The following is a 15,916-nucleotide window of genomic DNA, read 5'->3' as shown; positions in this document are numbered from 1 at the left end:
GTCTCCGGCGCTAGTCTCCCGAACTGTGATAGGAGCGATTGAGATAGATCAATGAACGGCCAGGATCGCCCATATTGAGGGCGGTGACCTTACCATAGATCACATAATGCGTTGCGACTTCGTGTGTAGCTATGATGCGGCAATCGAAGCTCGCCAAGGCGTTTGTGAGCACTGGAGCACCGGTTTGGAGTGTCTGCCAATGCCCGAGCGCAAACCTGTCCGGCTGGGACAGATCGCCCTTGCCGGAAAAGGCTTCGGAAAGCGCCTGCTGTTGGAACGAGAGCGTATTCAGCGCGAAAACCTGATTTTCGATGAACAGGTGGTTGAAGTCATGATTGCGATTGAGACACACGAGCATCGTCGCCGGATTGTCCGAAACCGAGCATACTGCCGAAATTGTAACGCCGCGGCGGCCCGCCGGACCATCGGTGGTAAGGATATGAACCGCCTCGGCAAAATGACTCATGGCATTGCGAAATGCGAGCGGCTCTATTTTCTGATCTTTGGCAATTAGCACAATTCTATTTCCATTGTCCGAACCATCACTATCGCAACATGTGTCTCAACCATAGGGGCAGGTCATATTTTCCGATAACTTCCTTTTATATAGCGCGAGATTGCTAAGAATGAAGGAAACAGCTACCGAAAACGTGCAACTACTACCCATCAAAGAGGAAACGACATTTTCGCAATGAACCCCACAATACGCGCCGCAACATTTGGCCTTTGCATAGCTGTCGCAAGTGTCGCACATGCGGAAGACAAGATTGGTGTTATCGCGCCGCTTTCCGGCCCTTTTGCGCGCCTTGGAACGCAAGTTGTCGATGGTGCGACGATTGCGGTGGCTGCGAACAAGGGCGGCCAGGCGATATCAATTACAACGGCCGATGACCAATGCAGTGCGGCAGGCGGTGACGCGGCGGCAAAACAGCTGGTCCAGGCAGATGTTGCGATAGTCATGGGCTTTCTCTGCACTGAATCGCTCGAAGCCGCTCTGCCCATCCTCAATCAGAAGGGTATTCCAATCATTACCCCGGCAATACGCGCACAAACACTGACAGAGCTGCGCGCCGATCAGCCTTATCCGGTCTTCAGGACCGCGCCATCCGGCCGCAATGAGGCTAACGAAACCGGTGATATCCTCGCCGGGCTGTGGCATTCGGAACCGTTTGCCATCATCGATGACGGCACGATCTTCGGGCGTGAACTTGCGGCAGGTGTGCGGGCCCGTCTGGAGGAAAAAGGCCTGAAACCAGTCTTTGCCGATACGTACCGTCCCGGTCTCGACAATCAGAATGCACTGGTCAGCCGGCTGAAACGCGCAGGCGCCACACAGGTTTTCATCGGCGGTGAACGCGACGATGTTGCGGCCATAGGGCGAAGCGCCGCGGCGCTAAACTATTCGCTTGTCATCGCCGGTGGCGAGGCTCTTGAGGCGGCAGGCGATGGCAGTGAACTCGCCATCGGCACATTGATGATCGCACCACGCGAGCCACAAACTCTGGAGAGTGCCAGAAACGCCAAGAATACGATCGAGTTGGCCGGAAAAGTGCCGGAAGGCTATACGGTACCTGCTTATGCCGCGACCGAAGTGGCAATGCAGGCGCTAACGACCGCGCAATCACAGGCAGGATCCCTGCAGGAGATTCTGCACACCAATGTCTTTGAAACTGCACTTGGCACGATGCAATTCGATGCCAAAGGCGAGCGCATCGCTGATACTTACCGCCTGCAGAAATTCGATGGCAACCAGTTCGTGCTGGAGACCAACTGATGTTGAAGGCCGGTCCACGCAACCTCATTACCGACGTCGCTGGGTTAAAAGTCGGGAATGCTTCGGACAGCAAGCTCAAATCTGGCACGACCGTCATTCTCTGCGATAGTCCCGCGACCGCCGCAGTCAAGGTGCTCGGCGGCGCACCGGGCACGCGCGAAACCGACCTCCTCGAGCCGCACAATACCGTTGAGCAGGTCAACGCGCTGGTTTTGTCGGGCGGATCCGCATTCGGTTTGGATGCCGGGTCGGGCGTTCAGGCGGCCCTCCGGGAAAAAGGCATCGGTTTTGAGGTCGGCACGCAGCGTGTTCCAATCGTCCCGGGCGCTGTTCTCTTCGATTTGCTGAATGGCGGCGACAAGGACTGGGGCCGTTACCCGCCCTATCGTGAGCTCGGCTATGAAGCAACGCAGTCGGCATCAAGTGATTTCACGCTTGGAACCGTGGGCGCCGGGACAGGAGCAACTGTCAAAGGGCTGAAGGGCGGGCTGGGCTCCGCCTCGTCAATCCTTGAAAGCGGCGTGACCATTGGCGCCCTGGTCGCGGTTAACGCGCTGGGTATGGTAACCGTCGGAAAAAGCAGGCATTTTTGGGCTGCGCCTTTCGAAATCGGTAACGAGTTCGGCGGACTTGGCCTGCCGCATCCCTTTCCTGCCGATGCCGCCGAAATCGGGACCAAGTTCAGCGACGCGGCGCGGGATGCCAACACCACGATAGGCGTCATCGCTACCGATCTGATCCTCACCAGCGCTCAGGCCAAGCGCTTGGCCATCGCCGCCCATGATGGTTACGCCCGTGCAGTCTGGCCGGCACACACGCCTTTTGACGGCGATCTGGTGTTCGCGCTCGCCACCGGAACCAGCAGAACGCCAGAAGCGGCTGAATTCATTGACCTTTGTGCCGCGGCAGCCTCAACAATGGCGCGCGCCATAGCACGAGGCGTTCATGCCGCTACACCGACGGACAACGATCCCTTCCCCGTCTGGCAATCACTTCGCTGAACAGTTTCGATTGTGTGATACGGCCGCGCGTGATAACCGGCGCCCACAGAATTTCTACCGGAGACAGATCATGAGCCGTCCGCTCGTCATATCACCTTCCATTTTGGCCTCGGATTTTTCGAAACTTGGCGCGGAAGTAAACTCGGTTTTGCAGGCGGGCGCTGACTGGATCCATATCGATGTGATGGACGGGCATTTTGTTCCGAACATCACCTTTGGTCCGGAAGTGGTAAAAGCCATCCGACCGCTGACAGACGCGGTTTTTGACACGCATCTGATGATTTCGCCCTGCGACCCCTATCTCGAGGCCTTCGCCAGGGCCGGTTCGGACATTATCACGGTCCACGCGGAAGCCGGACCACACCTGCACCGCTCGCTTCAAGCCATTCGGGCGCTCGGCAAAAAGGCTGGCGTTGCCATCAATCCCGCGACGCCGGAATCCGCCATCGAATACGTGCTGAACGACGTCGACCTCATCCTCGTCATGACTGTCAATCCGGGGTTTGGCGGACAGAAATTTATTGCGGAAACGCTGGAAAAGATCAAGACAATCAAGGCGATGATCGGCGACCGACCTATCGATCTCGAGGTCGATGGCGGCATCACCCATGAAACGGCTGCGCTGGCAGTACGGGCAGGCGCCAATGCGCTGGTCGCCGGGTCCGCTATTTACAAAGGTGGAAGCGAAGCCGCCTATAAATCCAACATCGACCTTATCCGCAGTTCAATCCGCCAAGGATCCCGATGATAATCCGCCGCATTCTTCTTTGCCTTCTCATGGCGTCTTCGCCAGTCGCGGCATGGGCCGGAGATGCCGCAAAGCTTGATATCATTGGGTTTTCCAAGGATGGCGGCACATTTGCCTTCGAGGAATATGGCGTCCAGGACGGCTCTGGTTTCCCCTACGCCAACCGGTTCTATATCGACACGGCAACCGACAAGTTTCTGGCCAAAACGCCGGTTCGGGTCAGGCTCGACGATGAAAATTCGTCACTTGAAAACGCCCGCGACAAGGTAGGCCGCGATGCACAAGGCGTGACATCGCTCAGCGATGAAGAACTGCGCACCAATGCCGGCAATGCGGTGGCATCGAACCCTGTTACTGAGCTTTCGGCCGATCCGTTCAAGGTGAAAATCAACCCGCGATTCGTATTTCCCGCGATTGATCCCGCGCTGACAATACAGCTTGAGGAGATCGCCGTCCCGCCGAGTGAAACCTGTCAAAACCTGGGTGAAATCAAAGGCTTCCGCTTGACGCTGCTTGAAGATAAACCTGACGCCAAGCCCGAAATGCTCCACGAAGACGCCTCCGTTCCGGCCAGTCGCGGCTGTCCGCTCGGCTATAGTGTCGGTGCGGTCCAGACCCTATATCCGGACGGTGGAAAACCGGTAATCGCGGTGATGATTGCGGTGCGCGGAACGGGATTCGAAGGCCCGGACTATCGCTGGCTGGCAGTCACCAGGCAGAGATAGGCGCATCCATTGTAAAAAAGGCGCCAAATGGCGCGTTGAGTGATCGGCCTAGCTCTGATAGACCGCGTTTAAAGCCTAAGAGCCTGAACGTAAATTCGCCAAGGCGGGCTGCAAATGCAGTTTTCTGCGCTCCGATGCTCACGTACCCGACCGTACGCTCCGCTTCGGTGCTTGAAAACCATCATTTTCGCCACTCCCTGACGAATTTTCGATCAGACTCTAAAAGAACAGGAAACACATATGATCCCGCGCTATTCGCGTCCCGAAATGGTCGCCATCTGGTCCCCGGAAACGAAATTCCGCATCTGGTTTGAAATCGAGGCACATGCCTGCGATGCGCTGGCGGAGCTTGGTGTTATCCCGAAGGAAGCAGCCAAAACCATCTGGGAAAAGGGCGGCGCAGCCACTTTCGACATCGATCGCATCGACGAGATCGAGCGCGAGACCAAGCACGATGTCATTGCTTTCCTTACACATTTAGCCGAAATCGTTGGCCCTGACGCACGTTTCGTCCATCAGGGCATGACCTCGTCGGACGTGCTCGACACCTGTTTCAATGTGCAATTGATGCGTGCCAGCGATATCCTTCTCGGCGATCTGGACAGACTTTTGGTGGCCCTGAAAAAGCGGGCTTTCGAGCATAAAGACACGGTTACCATCGGCCGCAGCCATGGCATCCACGCCGAACCGACAACCTTCGGCGTCAAGCTGGCGCAGGCCTATGCCGAGTTCGAACGCTGCCGTAGTCGTCTCGTCGCGGCACGCGCGGAGATTGCAACCTGTGCTATCTCCGGCGCTGTCGGCACCTTCGCCAATATCGATCCCCGCGTGGAAGAACATGTCGCCAAGGCGTTGGGAATGCAGGCAGAACCGGTTTCGACGCAAGTGATCCCGCGCGACCGCCATGCCATGTACTTTGCAACCCTTGGTGTCATCGCTTCGTCGGTCGAGCGTCTCTCCGTCGAGATCCGCCACCTGCAGCGCACCGAGGTTCTGGAGGCGGAAGAGTATTTTTCACCCGGCCAGAAGGGCTCATCGGCCATGCCGCACAAGCGCAATCCGGTGTTGACCGAGAATATGACCGGGCTCGCCCGCATGGTCCGCGCGTTTGCACTGCCGGCGATGGAAAATGTGGCCCTGTGGCACGAACGCGATATTTCGCACTCTTCGGTCGAGCGCATGATCGGCCCCGACGCGACGATCACCCTGGATTTTGCCTTGGCGCGTATGGTCGGCGTTATCGAAAAGCTGTTGGTCTATCCGGATAACATGTTGAAAAACATGAACAAGTTCCGCGGATTGATCCACTCGCAGCGGGTGCTTCTGGCACTGACGCAGGCCGGCGTTTCCCGCGAAGATTCATACCGTCTGGTGCAGCGCAACGCCATGAAAGTGTGGGAACACGGGGCCGATTTCCTCGAAGAACTGCTCGCTGACGCCGATGTTCGCGCTGCCCTGCCCGAAGCGACGATCCGCGAGAAATTCGACCTTGGCTATCACACCAAACATGTCGATACGATCTTCAAGCGCGTGTTTGGCTCAACCGGCAGCAACTAAATTAAAGCCCCAGGTTGATAAAAGCATTCCGGATTCGAGGATTCTTGCATAGGAATTCAACATTCCTGAGTGTGAATCGGACATTGTTGCGCAATTCACCCGCCCAAATAGCGGTTACATCAAGTGAAATAGGTAAAAACCGCCAGTAAAAACGAGATGGTTCGGGAAATTAATAGAACGAGCGTTCAATTAATTTTTTGGGATGGATTGAAGTGCCGTAACGGTGGGTACTGAAGGGGTTTGGTGCGTGGTTCGACAAGCTCACCATGAGGGAAGGTAGGGGATTGCAGGAAGCTGCTTCCTGCAACTTTGGCGATTGTCATTATAACCACAACCTCCCTCATGGTGAGCTTGTCGAACCACGCACAGTGGCACACAACCCAAAGTGCATAAGCTGCCACTAACCCTTTGCCGGCACGATCCTGATCACATTGCCCCAGGGGTCAACGATCTCGCGTTCGTCCTTGGCATCGGCAGAGCTGAACTCGGCCCAAGCCAATCCGGAGCGGTCATTGTCACGGCGCCCTGCCCCGCGGCTCTGCCAGGAATTGGCGGCGACGTGGTGATGGTAACCGCCGGTTGACATAAACACGGCACTGCCGCCAAACCCGGCAACCGTCTGCAACCCGAGCTCATCCTGCCACCAGCTTTCGGCCTCCTTGGCGTTGCCGACGCGCAGGTGCAGATGGCCGACCATCGTCCCGTCCGGTGCCATGTCGAAAGGCACCTCGTTACCGGGTTCGCCGAGCAGATTGCCGACATCCAGCGCCTCGGTACCCATCTGCACGGATGAGCCGTTCCACTTCCAGTTCTCATGCGGACGGTCGGCATAAATTTCAACGCCGTTGCCTTCCGGATCGGTAAGATAGATGGCCTCGCTGACCAGATGGTCGGACGCGCCAACGATCGGCGTGCGCTTGTCGATCGCGCGCCGCGCCCAGCGAGCGAGATCGGCACGCGCCGGCAACAGAAAAGCCGTGTGATAGAGACCGGCGCTGTGCAGATCATCCGCGCGAACAGCAGAAGCCTGCTCGATCTCGAGCAGCGGCGTTTCGCCAGCACCCAGAATGACTGACTGGCCCTTGCGCGAAATCTCGCGCAGACCGACCACATCCTCATAATATTTCGCCAGCGCATCGGCATCCTTGGCCTTGATGCCTACCTTCGACACATGGGTCGGCGCCGTTGCTGCAAAGGAAATCTTGTCCATTTTTGTCTCCGCGCGGGTACTTCCCGTCGATACAGCAAGGGCGGCAGCGCCAACAACTACATTCCGGCGCGTGAGCTTCATACCCATCCCCTCGCAACATATCAGTTTCGTTGTTGCTAAGGTCGGATTTATCGGGGCCCGAAACAAGCCCGGCACGAGCGAACAGCTTGTTCACAAATAGTGAACTTAGTGACGGGGATTGTTTACAGCACGAGGGAGGTAGGAGCCGGCAGTGGCCATCACTCTACCGGATATGGCCCCTCACTGAACCTCTCCGCATGGTAGCCTTTTGCGCCGATCAAGCGAGCCAACGGACTGCGTGTGTCCTCGCCGCGAGCCAGACGCCCGATCAGATACCTGAGATCATATTTCGGCTGCCAGCCGAGTTCTGTCCGCGCGCGCTCATTGACATACACACGGTCGATGCTCGGAAGCATTCTCCAACCGCGCTGCGCAAACTCGGCCGCGTATTCAGGAACACGGCGCTGCACGGCACGCGGGGCATCGGCGCGTAAATCAGCCAGATCGTCTGGCGTAAACGGTGTCGTCGCGCTGATGATATAGCGGCGAAAACCCAGTGCAGGCGCCTTTTCCGCCGCCAGAAGATGCGCGCTGACAATGTCCTCGATATCCACCCGGCGGTAGAGAAACTCGTTCAGCTTGATGTTTTCATCGGCAAAGGTGTTTCGGACGTCCTTGTCGTCGTCTTCTTCCGGAAAAAACCGCGACGTCCGCAGCACCATCGTCGCCAACCGCTGGTTGCGATAAAACAGCTGGCAAAGGTCTTCGGCCGCTGCCTTGGTCACCCCATAAATGTTCTTGGGGACAGGCCGCACTTCCTCGGTAATCCAGGCGGCAGGCGCACCTTGGGGCGGCACCAACGCATCGCCAAAGACACTCGTCGTACTGGTATAGATGAAGGATTTGACGCCCACCGCCACCGCTTCCTCCAGGAGGTTCAACGTGCCGGTGATATTGGTATCGATGAAATCCTGCCGCGCATGCGTGCCGACATGCGGTTTGTGCAGCGTGGCCGCATGGAAGACGGTCTCGATACCCGCCATGCAGCGTTTGACGAAAGGCCGGTCGGCTATCGAACCGACATGGGTGGTCAACGGTCCTGCCGCGATATCGAGCCCGGCGACCTCGCAACCTCTGCCCTGCAATGTGCGCACCAGCGCCTCGCCCAGATGGCCGGAGCTGCCTGTCACCAATATCGTCATGATTGCGTCATTCCTCCCAGAACTGGAATCGGATGAAGGTTAGCATTGGGGATGATCGGGAGTGAAGGGTGGCGGCACTGGGCGATGCCGATTATCTCTCCCCTTGCGGGAGAGAAAGCGATTTTCCAGGATTTAGCCTGTTTGCTAAATCCTTGGAAAATCCAAGTGAGGGGATTTGGAAACCACCGCGCAAAATCCCCTCTCTGGCGATTTCTGGCACTTAGCAAGTGCTAAGATGCCGAAATCGCTTTCTCCCCCACAAGGGGGGAGATAACCGGCAACTGTTGGGTTGACTCGATGGCGGCAGCACGCTCATTTGAGCCTGCTTTGGTTTAGGCGAGGGTAATATCATGAACGACTTTTATGTCGGACAGAAAGTCGTTTGTATCGACGACAAATTCAAGAATGTCAGCATCGATCAAATCATCCGAAAAGGCCAGATCTACACCATCCGCTGGATTGGCATGTACCAGCATTACGTCGATGGCGAATTCGTCGGCATCAAGGTCGAGGAAATCCACCGCGGCAATGATGACGGCCCCGAAGGTTACGGCGCCGCCGACATGCCTTACCGAGCGTCCCGCTTTCGCCCATTGGTGAAAGACAAGATTGGCCAACTGCGAAAGCTGTTGACCCCCACGCCGGACGAGCCGGATGAACCGGCGAAGAAAACTCCGATCAAAAAGAAGGAGAAGGTCTGAATTCCCGGATAGTCAGGTGCGACCCTCACCGATCGGTTCACGTCAGGTTTCTACGCCGTTCCAACTCAGCCTCGGTCGGCTGTTCGAATTCGAACGAGCCGGTCACGATGTCCCCCGCGCGAACGTATTTGTTGATCGTGACGCCGGTGTCCGAGACCTTTGAGGAAACGAGTTTCAACGCGGCGGGAGAGGCATCGCCGCTGAACAGCTTCTTGCCGTTCCCTAATATGAGCGGAAAGATAAAGATGTTCACCTCGTCAATCAGGTCATTTTCGAACAGGGTTTTCAAGAAATCGGTCGAGCCCTGGGTGAGCAGATCCGGCCCGTCCTCGCTTTTCAGCTTCGTGACTGCCGCTACTACATCCGGGCCCAGGGTTTGGCTGTTCTGCCAGTCGAGCTTCAGGTTCGGGTTGCGGGTCGCGACATATTTGGTGATGCGGTCGAACAACGGACCTATCGGATCGTCAGCGCCGACATAAGGCCAATGTGCAGCGAAAATATCATAGGTTTTCCTGCCGAGCAGAAGGTCGAAAGGCTTGGCAAACATCTCGCCCACCGCCTCTTCCCCTGTCTTGTCAAAGTAGGGTGCAACCCAGCCGCCATACTTGAAGCCGCCTATCGGGTCTTCGTCAGGGCCACCTGGTGCCTGCATGATACCGTCGAGGCTTATAAAAGCACCGGTAACGATCTTTCTCATTTTAGTCTCCTTCAATGCTGCCGTTATGCGTTAAAGACGACCGGGAGTGGCATTTGCCGACAGCGCCGAGAAGAAATTGTGCATTTATTCATTTACCCAACAAGCCTCGAACCGTACGGAGGATGGATGCATGCTCCCCTCGAGAAGAGCCCGCCGCCGGTCCGTTCCCGGTAATACCGGAAAGGTGCCGGGTAAGGTTGTTCTGGAATTCGGGATGATCCTTGAACAGCGGCGCCAAGGTAAGTCCGTCAATTTCATAGGCTTCGAGCACGGTCAAAGCTTCGTATTTGGTGGCCCGCGGCACGCCATCGATCTGGCCGAATATGGCACCCGGCGCAAGTCGCAGGACTTCCACTCCATCAGAAAGTGCCGAGATAGCTCCCGAGCGGACAACCATCAGGTTCGATGCACTATCCGCCCCTTCGAAAACGATATCTCCGGGCCGGTACTGCCGCAGTTTCGCCGACGCTGACAGTTTATGCAGCTCGGCCTGTTCGATATCTGCAAAGATGGGATTGCTCTGCAACAGTTCCTGCAACGTTTCCTGTGAGGCATGATTGGTGTGAATGTTTTCAACAAGGACGGAAGACGACGCCGGCGGGGCAAGAGAAATGCCCGCCTCGATACATTGGCGATAGACCAGATTGATAAGCTCGTTCCTGGCGGGAATTCTATCTGAGGGATGCCTGACACGGAATTGCAGTTCCACGTCCATGGCAAAGGCGTCGATACCCTTCAGCGCGACAACGGGAGCAGGATCGTGAATGATGTTGTTTGCCCCAATCATGGCTTGCCGCATCTTCTCGACGACAAAAGATGGCGGGTGCACCGGCTTCACACGGAGCGGCAGAACCAGCAGATGCGTCTCGTCAGGACGATTGACGTTCGTCAGGCCGATCTTGGCCAGAAAGCTGTTCGGCAACACGACGATGTTGTTTGCCGGCGTCAGGATATGGGTTGAACGCCAGGTGCTCTCCACCACCCGTCCCTCTGTGCCGTCGGTCAGGATGATCCAGTCACCGATTCCATACGGGCGTCCCAATGTGAGTGCCAATCCGGAAAAGAGATCGTTCAGTGTGCTCTGCAAGGCAAGGCCGAGTATGATCGCGAGGACGCCGGAGGTCGCGAGGAGTGTTCCGATTGCAAAGTCAAACACGAAGGCGAGAACCGAGAGCGTAACCCCAAGGTAGACTGCGGCGATGATCAGGTCCTGTAACACCCGGGCTTCGCGCGGCCTGCCGTCGAGGACAATATAGATGCGGACAAAACCGATCGATGCCCAGGCCAGATGTACCCACCACAGCGTCTTGGCTGCGATGAGCATGGTGCCACCTTCTCTCATTGGCTCGAACTTGAGAGGCGAGATGCCGTTTGCGAACAATATTGCCGTCATGGCGGCAAAGAAAGCGATCTGGACCAAGAGGCGGGCTGTCGGACGACCGCGCCCCTGCAAATGCCAGACGACGATGCCTGCAATACCCAGTGCGACGATTTGGAAAAGTGGCGAGACAAGCAGATCGAGCATGGTAGGTGGCTCCTGAAAGCAAGCTAACGAGGCCGGGGTTCGATTTTTGGCCCGGCCAACGCTCCTTACCTTACTTCATTGGAAGGACAAGCGCCTTTTCGTCGGTATCGATAACGAAGATCGCGGAGACCTGGTATATCCCTGCTCGCAGCGTCCGTCAGGCATGCCGATATTGCGAACCACCGGCTTTTTTCCTAAATACGGCGCATGAAAGTCAAAGACACCGATATTCTCATCGTTCCCGGCTATACCAATTCCGGCCCCGATCACTGGCAGACGCGCTGGGAGAACAAGCTTTCCACCGCGCGCCGCGTCGACCAGGCGGAGTGGACGAAACCCGTCCGTGAGGACTGGGTGGCGCAGGTGATAAAATCCGTCAATGCCGCGACGCGCCCGGTGGTCGTAGTCGCGCATTCGCTTGGCGTGCCGACCTTCATTCATGCCATTCCCGAGATCGGCGACAAGGTCAAAGGCGCGTTTCTGGTAACGCCGCCGGATGTTTCCAACCCGAAGATCCGGCCGAAACATCTGATGACCTTCGGCCCCTACCCGCTGGAACCGTTCACATTTCCGTCCATCGTCGTCGCCAGCCGCAACGATCATTATTGCTCCTACGAGGTGGCGGATGAACTCGCCGCATCATGGGGTTCGATGATCGTCGACGCCGGTGACAGCGGCCATCTCAATTCGGAATCCGGCCACGGCCCCTGGCCGGAAGGTTCGATGGTATTCGCAAAGTTTCTCTCCCAACTTTGATACGTTGGCTTAGCCGACGGACCCCAAAAGCGATGTCTTCCTTGATCTCTGCGGGCATTGCTATAGGCTCGACCGAAGCAGTGTCTGCGGACAGCAAAAACTGCGCTTAATGGAGGACCACACATGAAACTCTACTCGCGGCCACTATCCCCCTATTCCTCCATCATCCGCTGCATCGCCTATTACAAACAAGCTCCCATCAAGGTCGTCGCGCCGCCCTCGGGATTTCCGATCCCGGAAGAATTCCGCGCCATTTCGCCGTTCAACCGCATACCTGTGCTGATCACGGGCTCCGGCCTCACCATCGTCGAAGCCTCGGTGATCGCCGAATATCTGGAAGAGCATTTCCCCGAACCAGCGCTGCTCCCGGCCGATTCCCGCGACCGGGCCATTGTACGCATGACCGCCCGCACGGCCGAACTCGAGGTGCTGGCGCCGGTGATGGAACTTTTCGAGCTGTTCTTCAGGAAGTCGAAGGATGATGCGCGCATCAGCAAGCTGTTCAAGCAGATGGAAATCGGCCTGACCGAGATCGAAAAGCGTATCGATAATGGCCCTTACGCGCTGGGCGATCAGATGACTCTGGCCGATGCCTGGCTGACGCCGACGCGTTTCGTCTTCAACAATTTCCGCGTCATCTCCGGCCGCGAGGATCTGCTCGACCCTTACCCGAAATTCGATGCGCTTCAGCAACTGATTATTCAGGATCCGGTGCTATCGCTGGTCTGGTACGAAATGACCGACGGACTCAAAGTGTTCCAGGGTGAGCTCGAGTCCGCTTAAAACCAAAGGTATGTAGATATTCACGCCATGGCGGCCTGCAAACGGCTGTTTACTGCGCTCCGGTGCTCACGTACTCAATGTACGCTGCGCTCCGGTTCTCGAAAACCGCCGTTTTCGCCTCGCCTTGACATGAATCTCAACAATACCTTTAAACCGGAGAAATACGCATGAAGACGCCGACGATCGCAATCGCCGTAATAATTTCGCTCGGCGTCCTGGCCGGTTGTCAATCGAAAGGCAAACCCGGGCCTGGTTCTCTGGCCTTCTCATCGGAAAAAGCCGCATTGCCAACGATGGAGCGCGTGGCAATCGCCGCCAATAATTGCTGGTTCAAATCGGGCGATTCAAGCTTCAAGCCATACCGTCTGGCGCCGGAACTGAATTCCTTTTCGGGACGCCCGCGCATCCTCGTCGTCCCCTCGAGCAATCCGGGCGGGCGCCCGCTTCTCGTCGTGCATGCGGAAGGCAACCCGGCGAAGGTCGAAGCCTTCGGTCCGCTCATGAGCAATTCCGCCGGCAACCGGATCGCCGGAGACGTGCGGCGGTGGGCAGGCGGACAGACATCGTGCTCGGCCAGCGGATGAAAATGGCTGAGGCCGTGCGAGGTGCGCCGGCCTCATCACCTCAGGAATAATACCTTTCGAGATCCGCTTCGACGTGATCGCGTGTCAAGCCGAGGTCTTTCAACCCGTCATCGCCAAGCGATCCAAGCTCCAGCCTTGTCCGGCGTTGCACGGCCGCATTTTCCAGCCAGCGCACGACGCGTGTGAGTATGCCGTATTGAAATGCTGGTACCAGGCCGAAGAGAAATGACCTGCCAGGATCTATGTAGATCGGACCCATATTCGCCTCCATGTGACGAGCGATCGCCTTTCATATCGGTATTGGCGACCCCCATCGCAAGAGCGCCTCAATCCCAGAAGAACCGCTTGGTCTCGCGACGCGCTTGCGCCGGTTCAATACCGACATCATTCAATAGATCATTGCTGAGCTCGCTGAGATGCATGCGCGTCCGGCGCTTCATCATGGCGTTACCAAACCAGCCGATCAATGCGGATGCCGTGGGTAGCCATCCGCGCTTCTCAGTCCTTGCCGCGTGACTTGCAACGCCATCAGAAGGTCTAATTGTATCTATTGTACTCATTGTCATTGTCCTTGGGAGGTCAAATTGACTCTTTTTGTGCGATTGTTATATGAATTGACTCAATTGAAATCGCAATATTATAATTGTTACCATGACAAATTGGCTCCCTGAACTTGAACCTGGCAAAGGCCCGCTATACCTGCAGCTGGCCGACCGTATTGAAACCGACATTGCCGGGGGCATTCTCGCGCCCGGCACCAAACTGCCGCCACAGCGCAATCTCGCCTTCGATATCGGCGTGACGATAGGAACGGTCGGCCGCGCCTATAATCTCATTCGCGAGCGCGGGCTTGTCAGCGGCGAAGTCGGACGCGGTACCTACGTGACGGATCACAAGGTGGCCTCGCTGGTTCAGGCGCCACCGCACACGGAGCCGTTTGGTGGCACGCGCGGTCCGGTGGCCACACCCGGCAAGATTCGCATGGACTCGACGGCCGCAATCGAGGTCGGCCAGTCCGACGCGATGCAACAGCTACTGGCGGACATCACTCGACAATTCCCGCGCGAGATGTCGAGCTATTCCCGCACCCTTCCCGCATCGTGGCAGGAGGCTGGAAGCAAATGGCTATCCGGCGCTGGCTGGGTGCCGGAACCTCCGTCCATCGTGCCGACACTCGGCGCGCATTCGGCAATTCTCGCGGTGATAGCGGCGATAACAGTTCCCGGCGACCGGGTCGCTTTCGAAGACCTGACCTATTGCTCGGCAGCACGCAGCGTCAATCTCATGGGCCGGCGCAGCATCATCCTCCACACGGAAAATGGCAGTGCGACGCCCGACGATTTCGAACGGCTCTGCGCGCAACAGCATCCCAAGCTGATTTTTCTCATGCCGTCGCTGCACAACCCGACTGCAACCACCATGCCGGAGGAGCATCGCCGGGTGATCGTCGAGATCGCGCGGCGGCACAATGTCTGGATCATCGAGGACGAGATTTACGGCTCGGTGATGGGGCACGACCATATCAAGATCGCCGATCTCGCGCCGGAACGGACATTTCATATCGGCGGCCTGTCGAAATCCGTGGCGGCGGGTGTGCGCGGCGGCTGGGTCGCCTGCCCTCCGCATCTCGCGGCGCGTGTCCACACGGCGCACAAGATGGTCACCGGCGGCATGCCATTCATCATGGCGGAACTCGGCGCACAACTGGTCAATTCAGGCGAAGCCGACGCGATCCGCGGCAAGGTCCAGACCGAGATCGCCGCGCGCGAAGCGATTGCGCGCTCGGTCTTCGCGGGCATGGAGTTTTCCTCGCAGCCGCTTGCGCCATTTTTATGGATGAAATTGCCCGACCCGTGGCTTTCTGGCACGTTCAAAAGCGCTGCGCTGAATGAAGGCGTGCTTGTGGACGACGAGGACGAATTCAAACCGGGCCGCACAGAGAAAGTGTTCCATCGCGTCCGCCTCGGACTGACGGTGCCGGAAACGCGCGATGAGGTGGTTCAGGGCTTCAGCATACTACGCCGGCTAATGGAAACGGATAATGCGAGTTATGACAGTTATTCTTGAGGTATAGTTCTTGGAGAATCCGAGCAAATAATTGAGCCCAATTCCATGTGCGCGGTTCGACTAGCTCACCATGAGGGCGGTGAGTTGATTGCAGGGAGCAACGAAATGGAAACGTTGGCGATTGGCATGGAAATCCACCAACCTCCCTCGTGGTGAGCTTGTCGAACCACGCACATGGTGATGTACTCATTGCTTGCACTGACGCCTCGATATGCCAGCGCCTCTATCCTCACCCCTTGCCCAAGTACGGGATGGTCCCGGCGATATCCGTATCGTCGATAAGCTGGAAGCGGCTTTCGCTGCCTTCCTGGCGCGCCTTGCCATAAGGGGCGTATTCCGGATCATTTGCAAAGGCCATGGCGGCATCCGCATCCGGAAACTGGATAAGTGCGATGAGCGTCGTCTCAAGCGGCTTGCCTTCAAGCACTTTGATATTGCCGCTGCGTGAAAGATATTTGCCGCCATGTTTAGCCGCTATGTCATGCACGACAGCTGCATATTCCGGCACCCATTTGTCATCAGTGATTTTAACGTCGGCGATCAGGAAAACCGTCATTGCATTCCT

At 57.1% G+C, this 15,916-nt stretch carries 18 protein-coding genes; 10 read left to right on the top strand and 8 right to left on the bottom strand.

The features are described from left to right. Positions 1-10 precede the first annotated feature (10 nt). Positions 11-466: a flavin reductase gene (locus tag C7476_RS05545; protein ID WP_112528807.1), complete on the bottom strand. Its 456-nt coding sequence runs from the start codon at positions 464-466 to the stop codon at positions 11-13. Positions 467-691: 225 nt separating this feature from the next. Here C7476_RS05545 and C7476_RS05540 point away from each other — a divergent pair, with 225 nt between their 5' ends. The 5 genes from C7476_RS05540 (at position 692) to purB (ending at position 5,805) form a co-directional block, all read left to right on the top strand. Then, positions 692-1,774 carry a branched-chain amino acid ABC transporter substrate-binding protein gene (locus tag C7476_RS05540; RefSeq protein ID WP_114428889.1) on the top strand — a complete coding sequence of 361 codons (1,083 nt, stop codon included), beginning with the start codon at positions 692-694 and terminating at the stop codon, positions 1,772-1,774. Next, positions 1,774-2,775, top strand: coding sequence for a P1 family peptidase (locus C7476_RS05535; RefSeq protein WP_114428888.1), 1,002 nt, complete (start codon positions 1,774-1,776; stop codon positions 2,773-2,775). Before C7476_RS05540 ends, C7476_RS05535 begins: the two co-directional genes overlap by 1 nt. Positions 2,776-2,845: 70 nt before the next feature. Continuing rightward, complete coding sequence (rpe, locus tag C7476_RS05530; protein WP_114428887.1) at positions 2,846-3,523, top strand: ribulose-phosphate 3-epimerase; 678 nt, start codon at positions 2,846-2,848, stop codon at positions 3,521-3,523. Then, positions 3,520-4,248: a DUF2259 domain-containing protein gene (locus C7476_RS05525; protein WP_114428886.1), complete on the top strand. Its 729-nt coding sequence runs from the start codon at positions 3,520-3,522 to the stop codon at positions 4,246-4,248. Before rpe ends, C7476_RS05525 begins: the two co-directional genes overlap by 4 nt. Positions 4,249-4,488: 240 nt before the next feature. Further along, on the top strand, positions 4,489-5,805 hold the full coding sequence (gene purB, locus C7476_RS05515) for an adenylosuccinate lyase (protein WP_114428884.1): 1,317 nt from the start codon (positions 4,489-4,491) through the stop codon (positions 5,803-5,805). A gap of 400 nt (positions 5,806-6,205) precedes the next feature. Here the strand turns inward: purB and C7476_RS05510 are convergent, their stop codons facing one another. Both C7476_RS05510 and C7476_RS05505 read right to left on the bottom strand, forming a co-directional pair. Beyond that, complete coding sequence (locus C7476_RS05510; RefSeq protein WP_245426122.1) at positions 6,206-7,015, bottom strand: VOC family protein; 810 nt, start codon at positions 7,013-7,015, stop codon at positions 6,206-6,208. Between the two features lie 239 nt (positions 7,016-7,254). Next, complete coding sequence (locus C7476_RS05505; RefSeq protein ID WP_114428883.1) at positions 7,255-8,238, bottom strand: NAD-dependent epimerase/dehydratase family protein; 984 nt, start codon at positions 8,236-8,238, stop codon at positions 7,255-7,257. Between the two features lie 347 nt (positions 8,239-8,585). Here C7476_RS05505 and C7476_RS05500 point away from each other — a divergent pair, with 347 nt between their 5' ends. Beyond that, on the top strand, positions 8,586-8,939 hold the full coding sequence (locus C7476_RS05500) for a CAP-Gly domain protein (RefSeq protein ID WP_114428882.1): 354 nt from the start codon (positions 8,586-8,588) through the stop codon (positions 8,937-8,939). A 37-nt stretch (positions 8,940-8,976) separates the two neighbouring features. Here the strand turns inward: C7476_RS05500 and C7476_RS05495 are convergent, their stop codons facing one another. Next, complete coding sequence (locus tag C7476_RS05495; RefSeq protein ID WP_114428881.1) at positions 8,977-9,636, bottom strand: dihydrofolate reductase family protein; 660 nt, start codon at positions 9,634-9,636, stop codon at positions 8,977-8,979. Positions 9,637-9,724: 88 nt separating this feature from the next. Then, positions 9,725-11,161 carry a mechanosensitive ion channel family protein gene (locus C7476_RS05490; RefSeq protein ID WP_114428880.1) on the bottom strand — a complete coding sequence of 479 codons (1,437 nt, stop codon included), beginning with the start codon at positions 11,159-11,161 and terminating at the stop codon, positions 9,725-9,727. A gap of 207 nt (positions 11,162-11,368) precedes the next feature. Here C7476_RS05490 and C7476_RS05485 point away from each other — a divergent pair, with 207 nt between their 5' ends. The 3 genes from C7476_RS05485 to C7476_RS05475 all read left to right on the top strand — a co-directional run bounded on the left by C7476_RS05485 (position 11,369) and on the right by C7476_RS05475 (position 13,284). Beyond that, the gene (locus tag C7476_RS05485) at positions 11,369-11,917 is read left to right on the top strand and encodes an RBBP9/YdeN family alpha/beta hydrolase (RefSeq protein WP_114428879.1); all 549 of its coding nucleotides are present in this window, start codon (positions 11,369-11,371) and stop codon (positions 11,915-11,917) included. Positions 11,918-12,040: 123 nt separating this feature from the next. Beyond that, a complete protein-coding gene (locus C7476_RS05480) occupies positions 12,041-12,700 on the top strand; it encodes a glutathione S-transferase family protein (RefSeq protein WP_114428878.1) in 660 nt (219 codons plus the stop codon). Between the two features lie 167 nt (positions 12,701-12,867). Beyond that, positions 12,868-13,284, top strand: a complete 417-nt coding sequence (locus C7476_RS05475; protein WP_114428877.1) for a hypothetical protein — start codon at positions 12,868-12,870, stop codon at positions 13,282-13,284. Between the two features lie 40 nt (positions 13,285-13,324). On the opposite strand, the gene C7476_RS05470 is transcribed toward C7476_RS05475, so the two are convergent. Next, positions 13,325-13,543, bottom strand: a complete 219-nt coding sequence (locus C7476_RS05470) for a DUF1127 domain-containing protein (protein ID WP_181872351.1) — start codon at positions 13,541-13,543, stop codon at positions 13,325-13,327. Between the two features lie 67 nt (positions 13,544-13,610). Then, complete coding sequence (locus tag C7476_RS05465) at positions 13,611-13,844, bottom strand: DUF1127 domain-containing protein (RefSeq protein WP_114428875.1); 234 nt, start codon at positions 13,842-13,844, stop codon at positions 13,611-13,613. A gap of 91 nt (positions 13,845-13,935) precedes the next feature. Between C7476_RS05465 and C7476_RS05460 the strand changes: the two genes are divergently transcribed. Next, on the top strand, positions 13,936-15,351 hold the full coding sequence (locus C7476_RS05460; RefSeq protein WP_114428874.1) for an aminotransferase-like domain-containing protein: 1,416 nt from the start codon (positions 13,936-13,938) through the stop codon (positions 15,349-15,351). A 229-nt stretch (positions 15,352-15,580) separates the two neighbouring features. On the opposite strand, the gene C7476_RS05455 is transcribed toward C7476_RS05460, so the two are convergent. After that, positions 15,581-15,907, bottom strand: coding sequence for a DUF1330 domain-containing protein (locus C7476_RS05455; protein WP_114428873.1), 327 nt, complete (start codon positions 15,905-15,907; stop codon positions 15,581-15,583). Positions 15,908-15,916: the final 9 nt, after the last annotated feature.

Origin of the sequence: Phyllobacterium bourgognense (genome assembly GCF_003337575.1) — a bacterium.
In the GTDB taxonomy this organism is placed as follows: domain Bacteria; phylum Pseudomonadota; class Alphaproteobacteria; order Rhizobiales; family Rhizobiaceae; genus Phyllobacterium; species Phyllobacterium bourgognense.
Note: the sequence above shows the minus strand (reverse complement) of the source record. Positions and strands in the feature narration are given on the sequence as shown.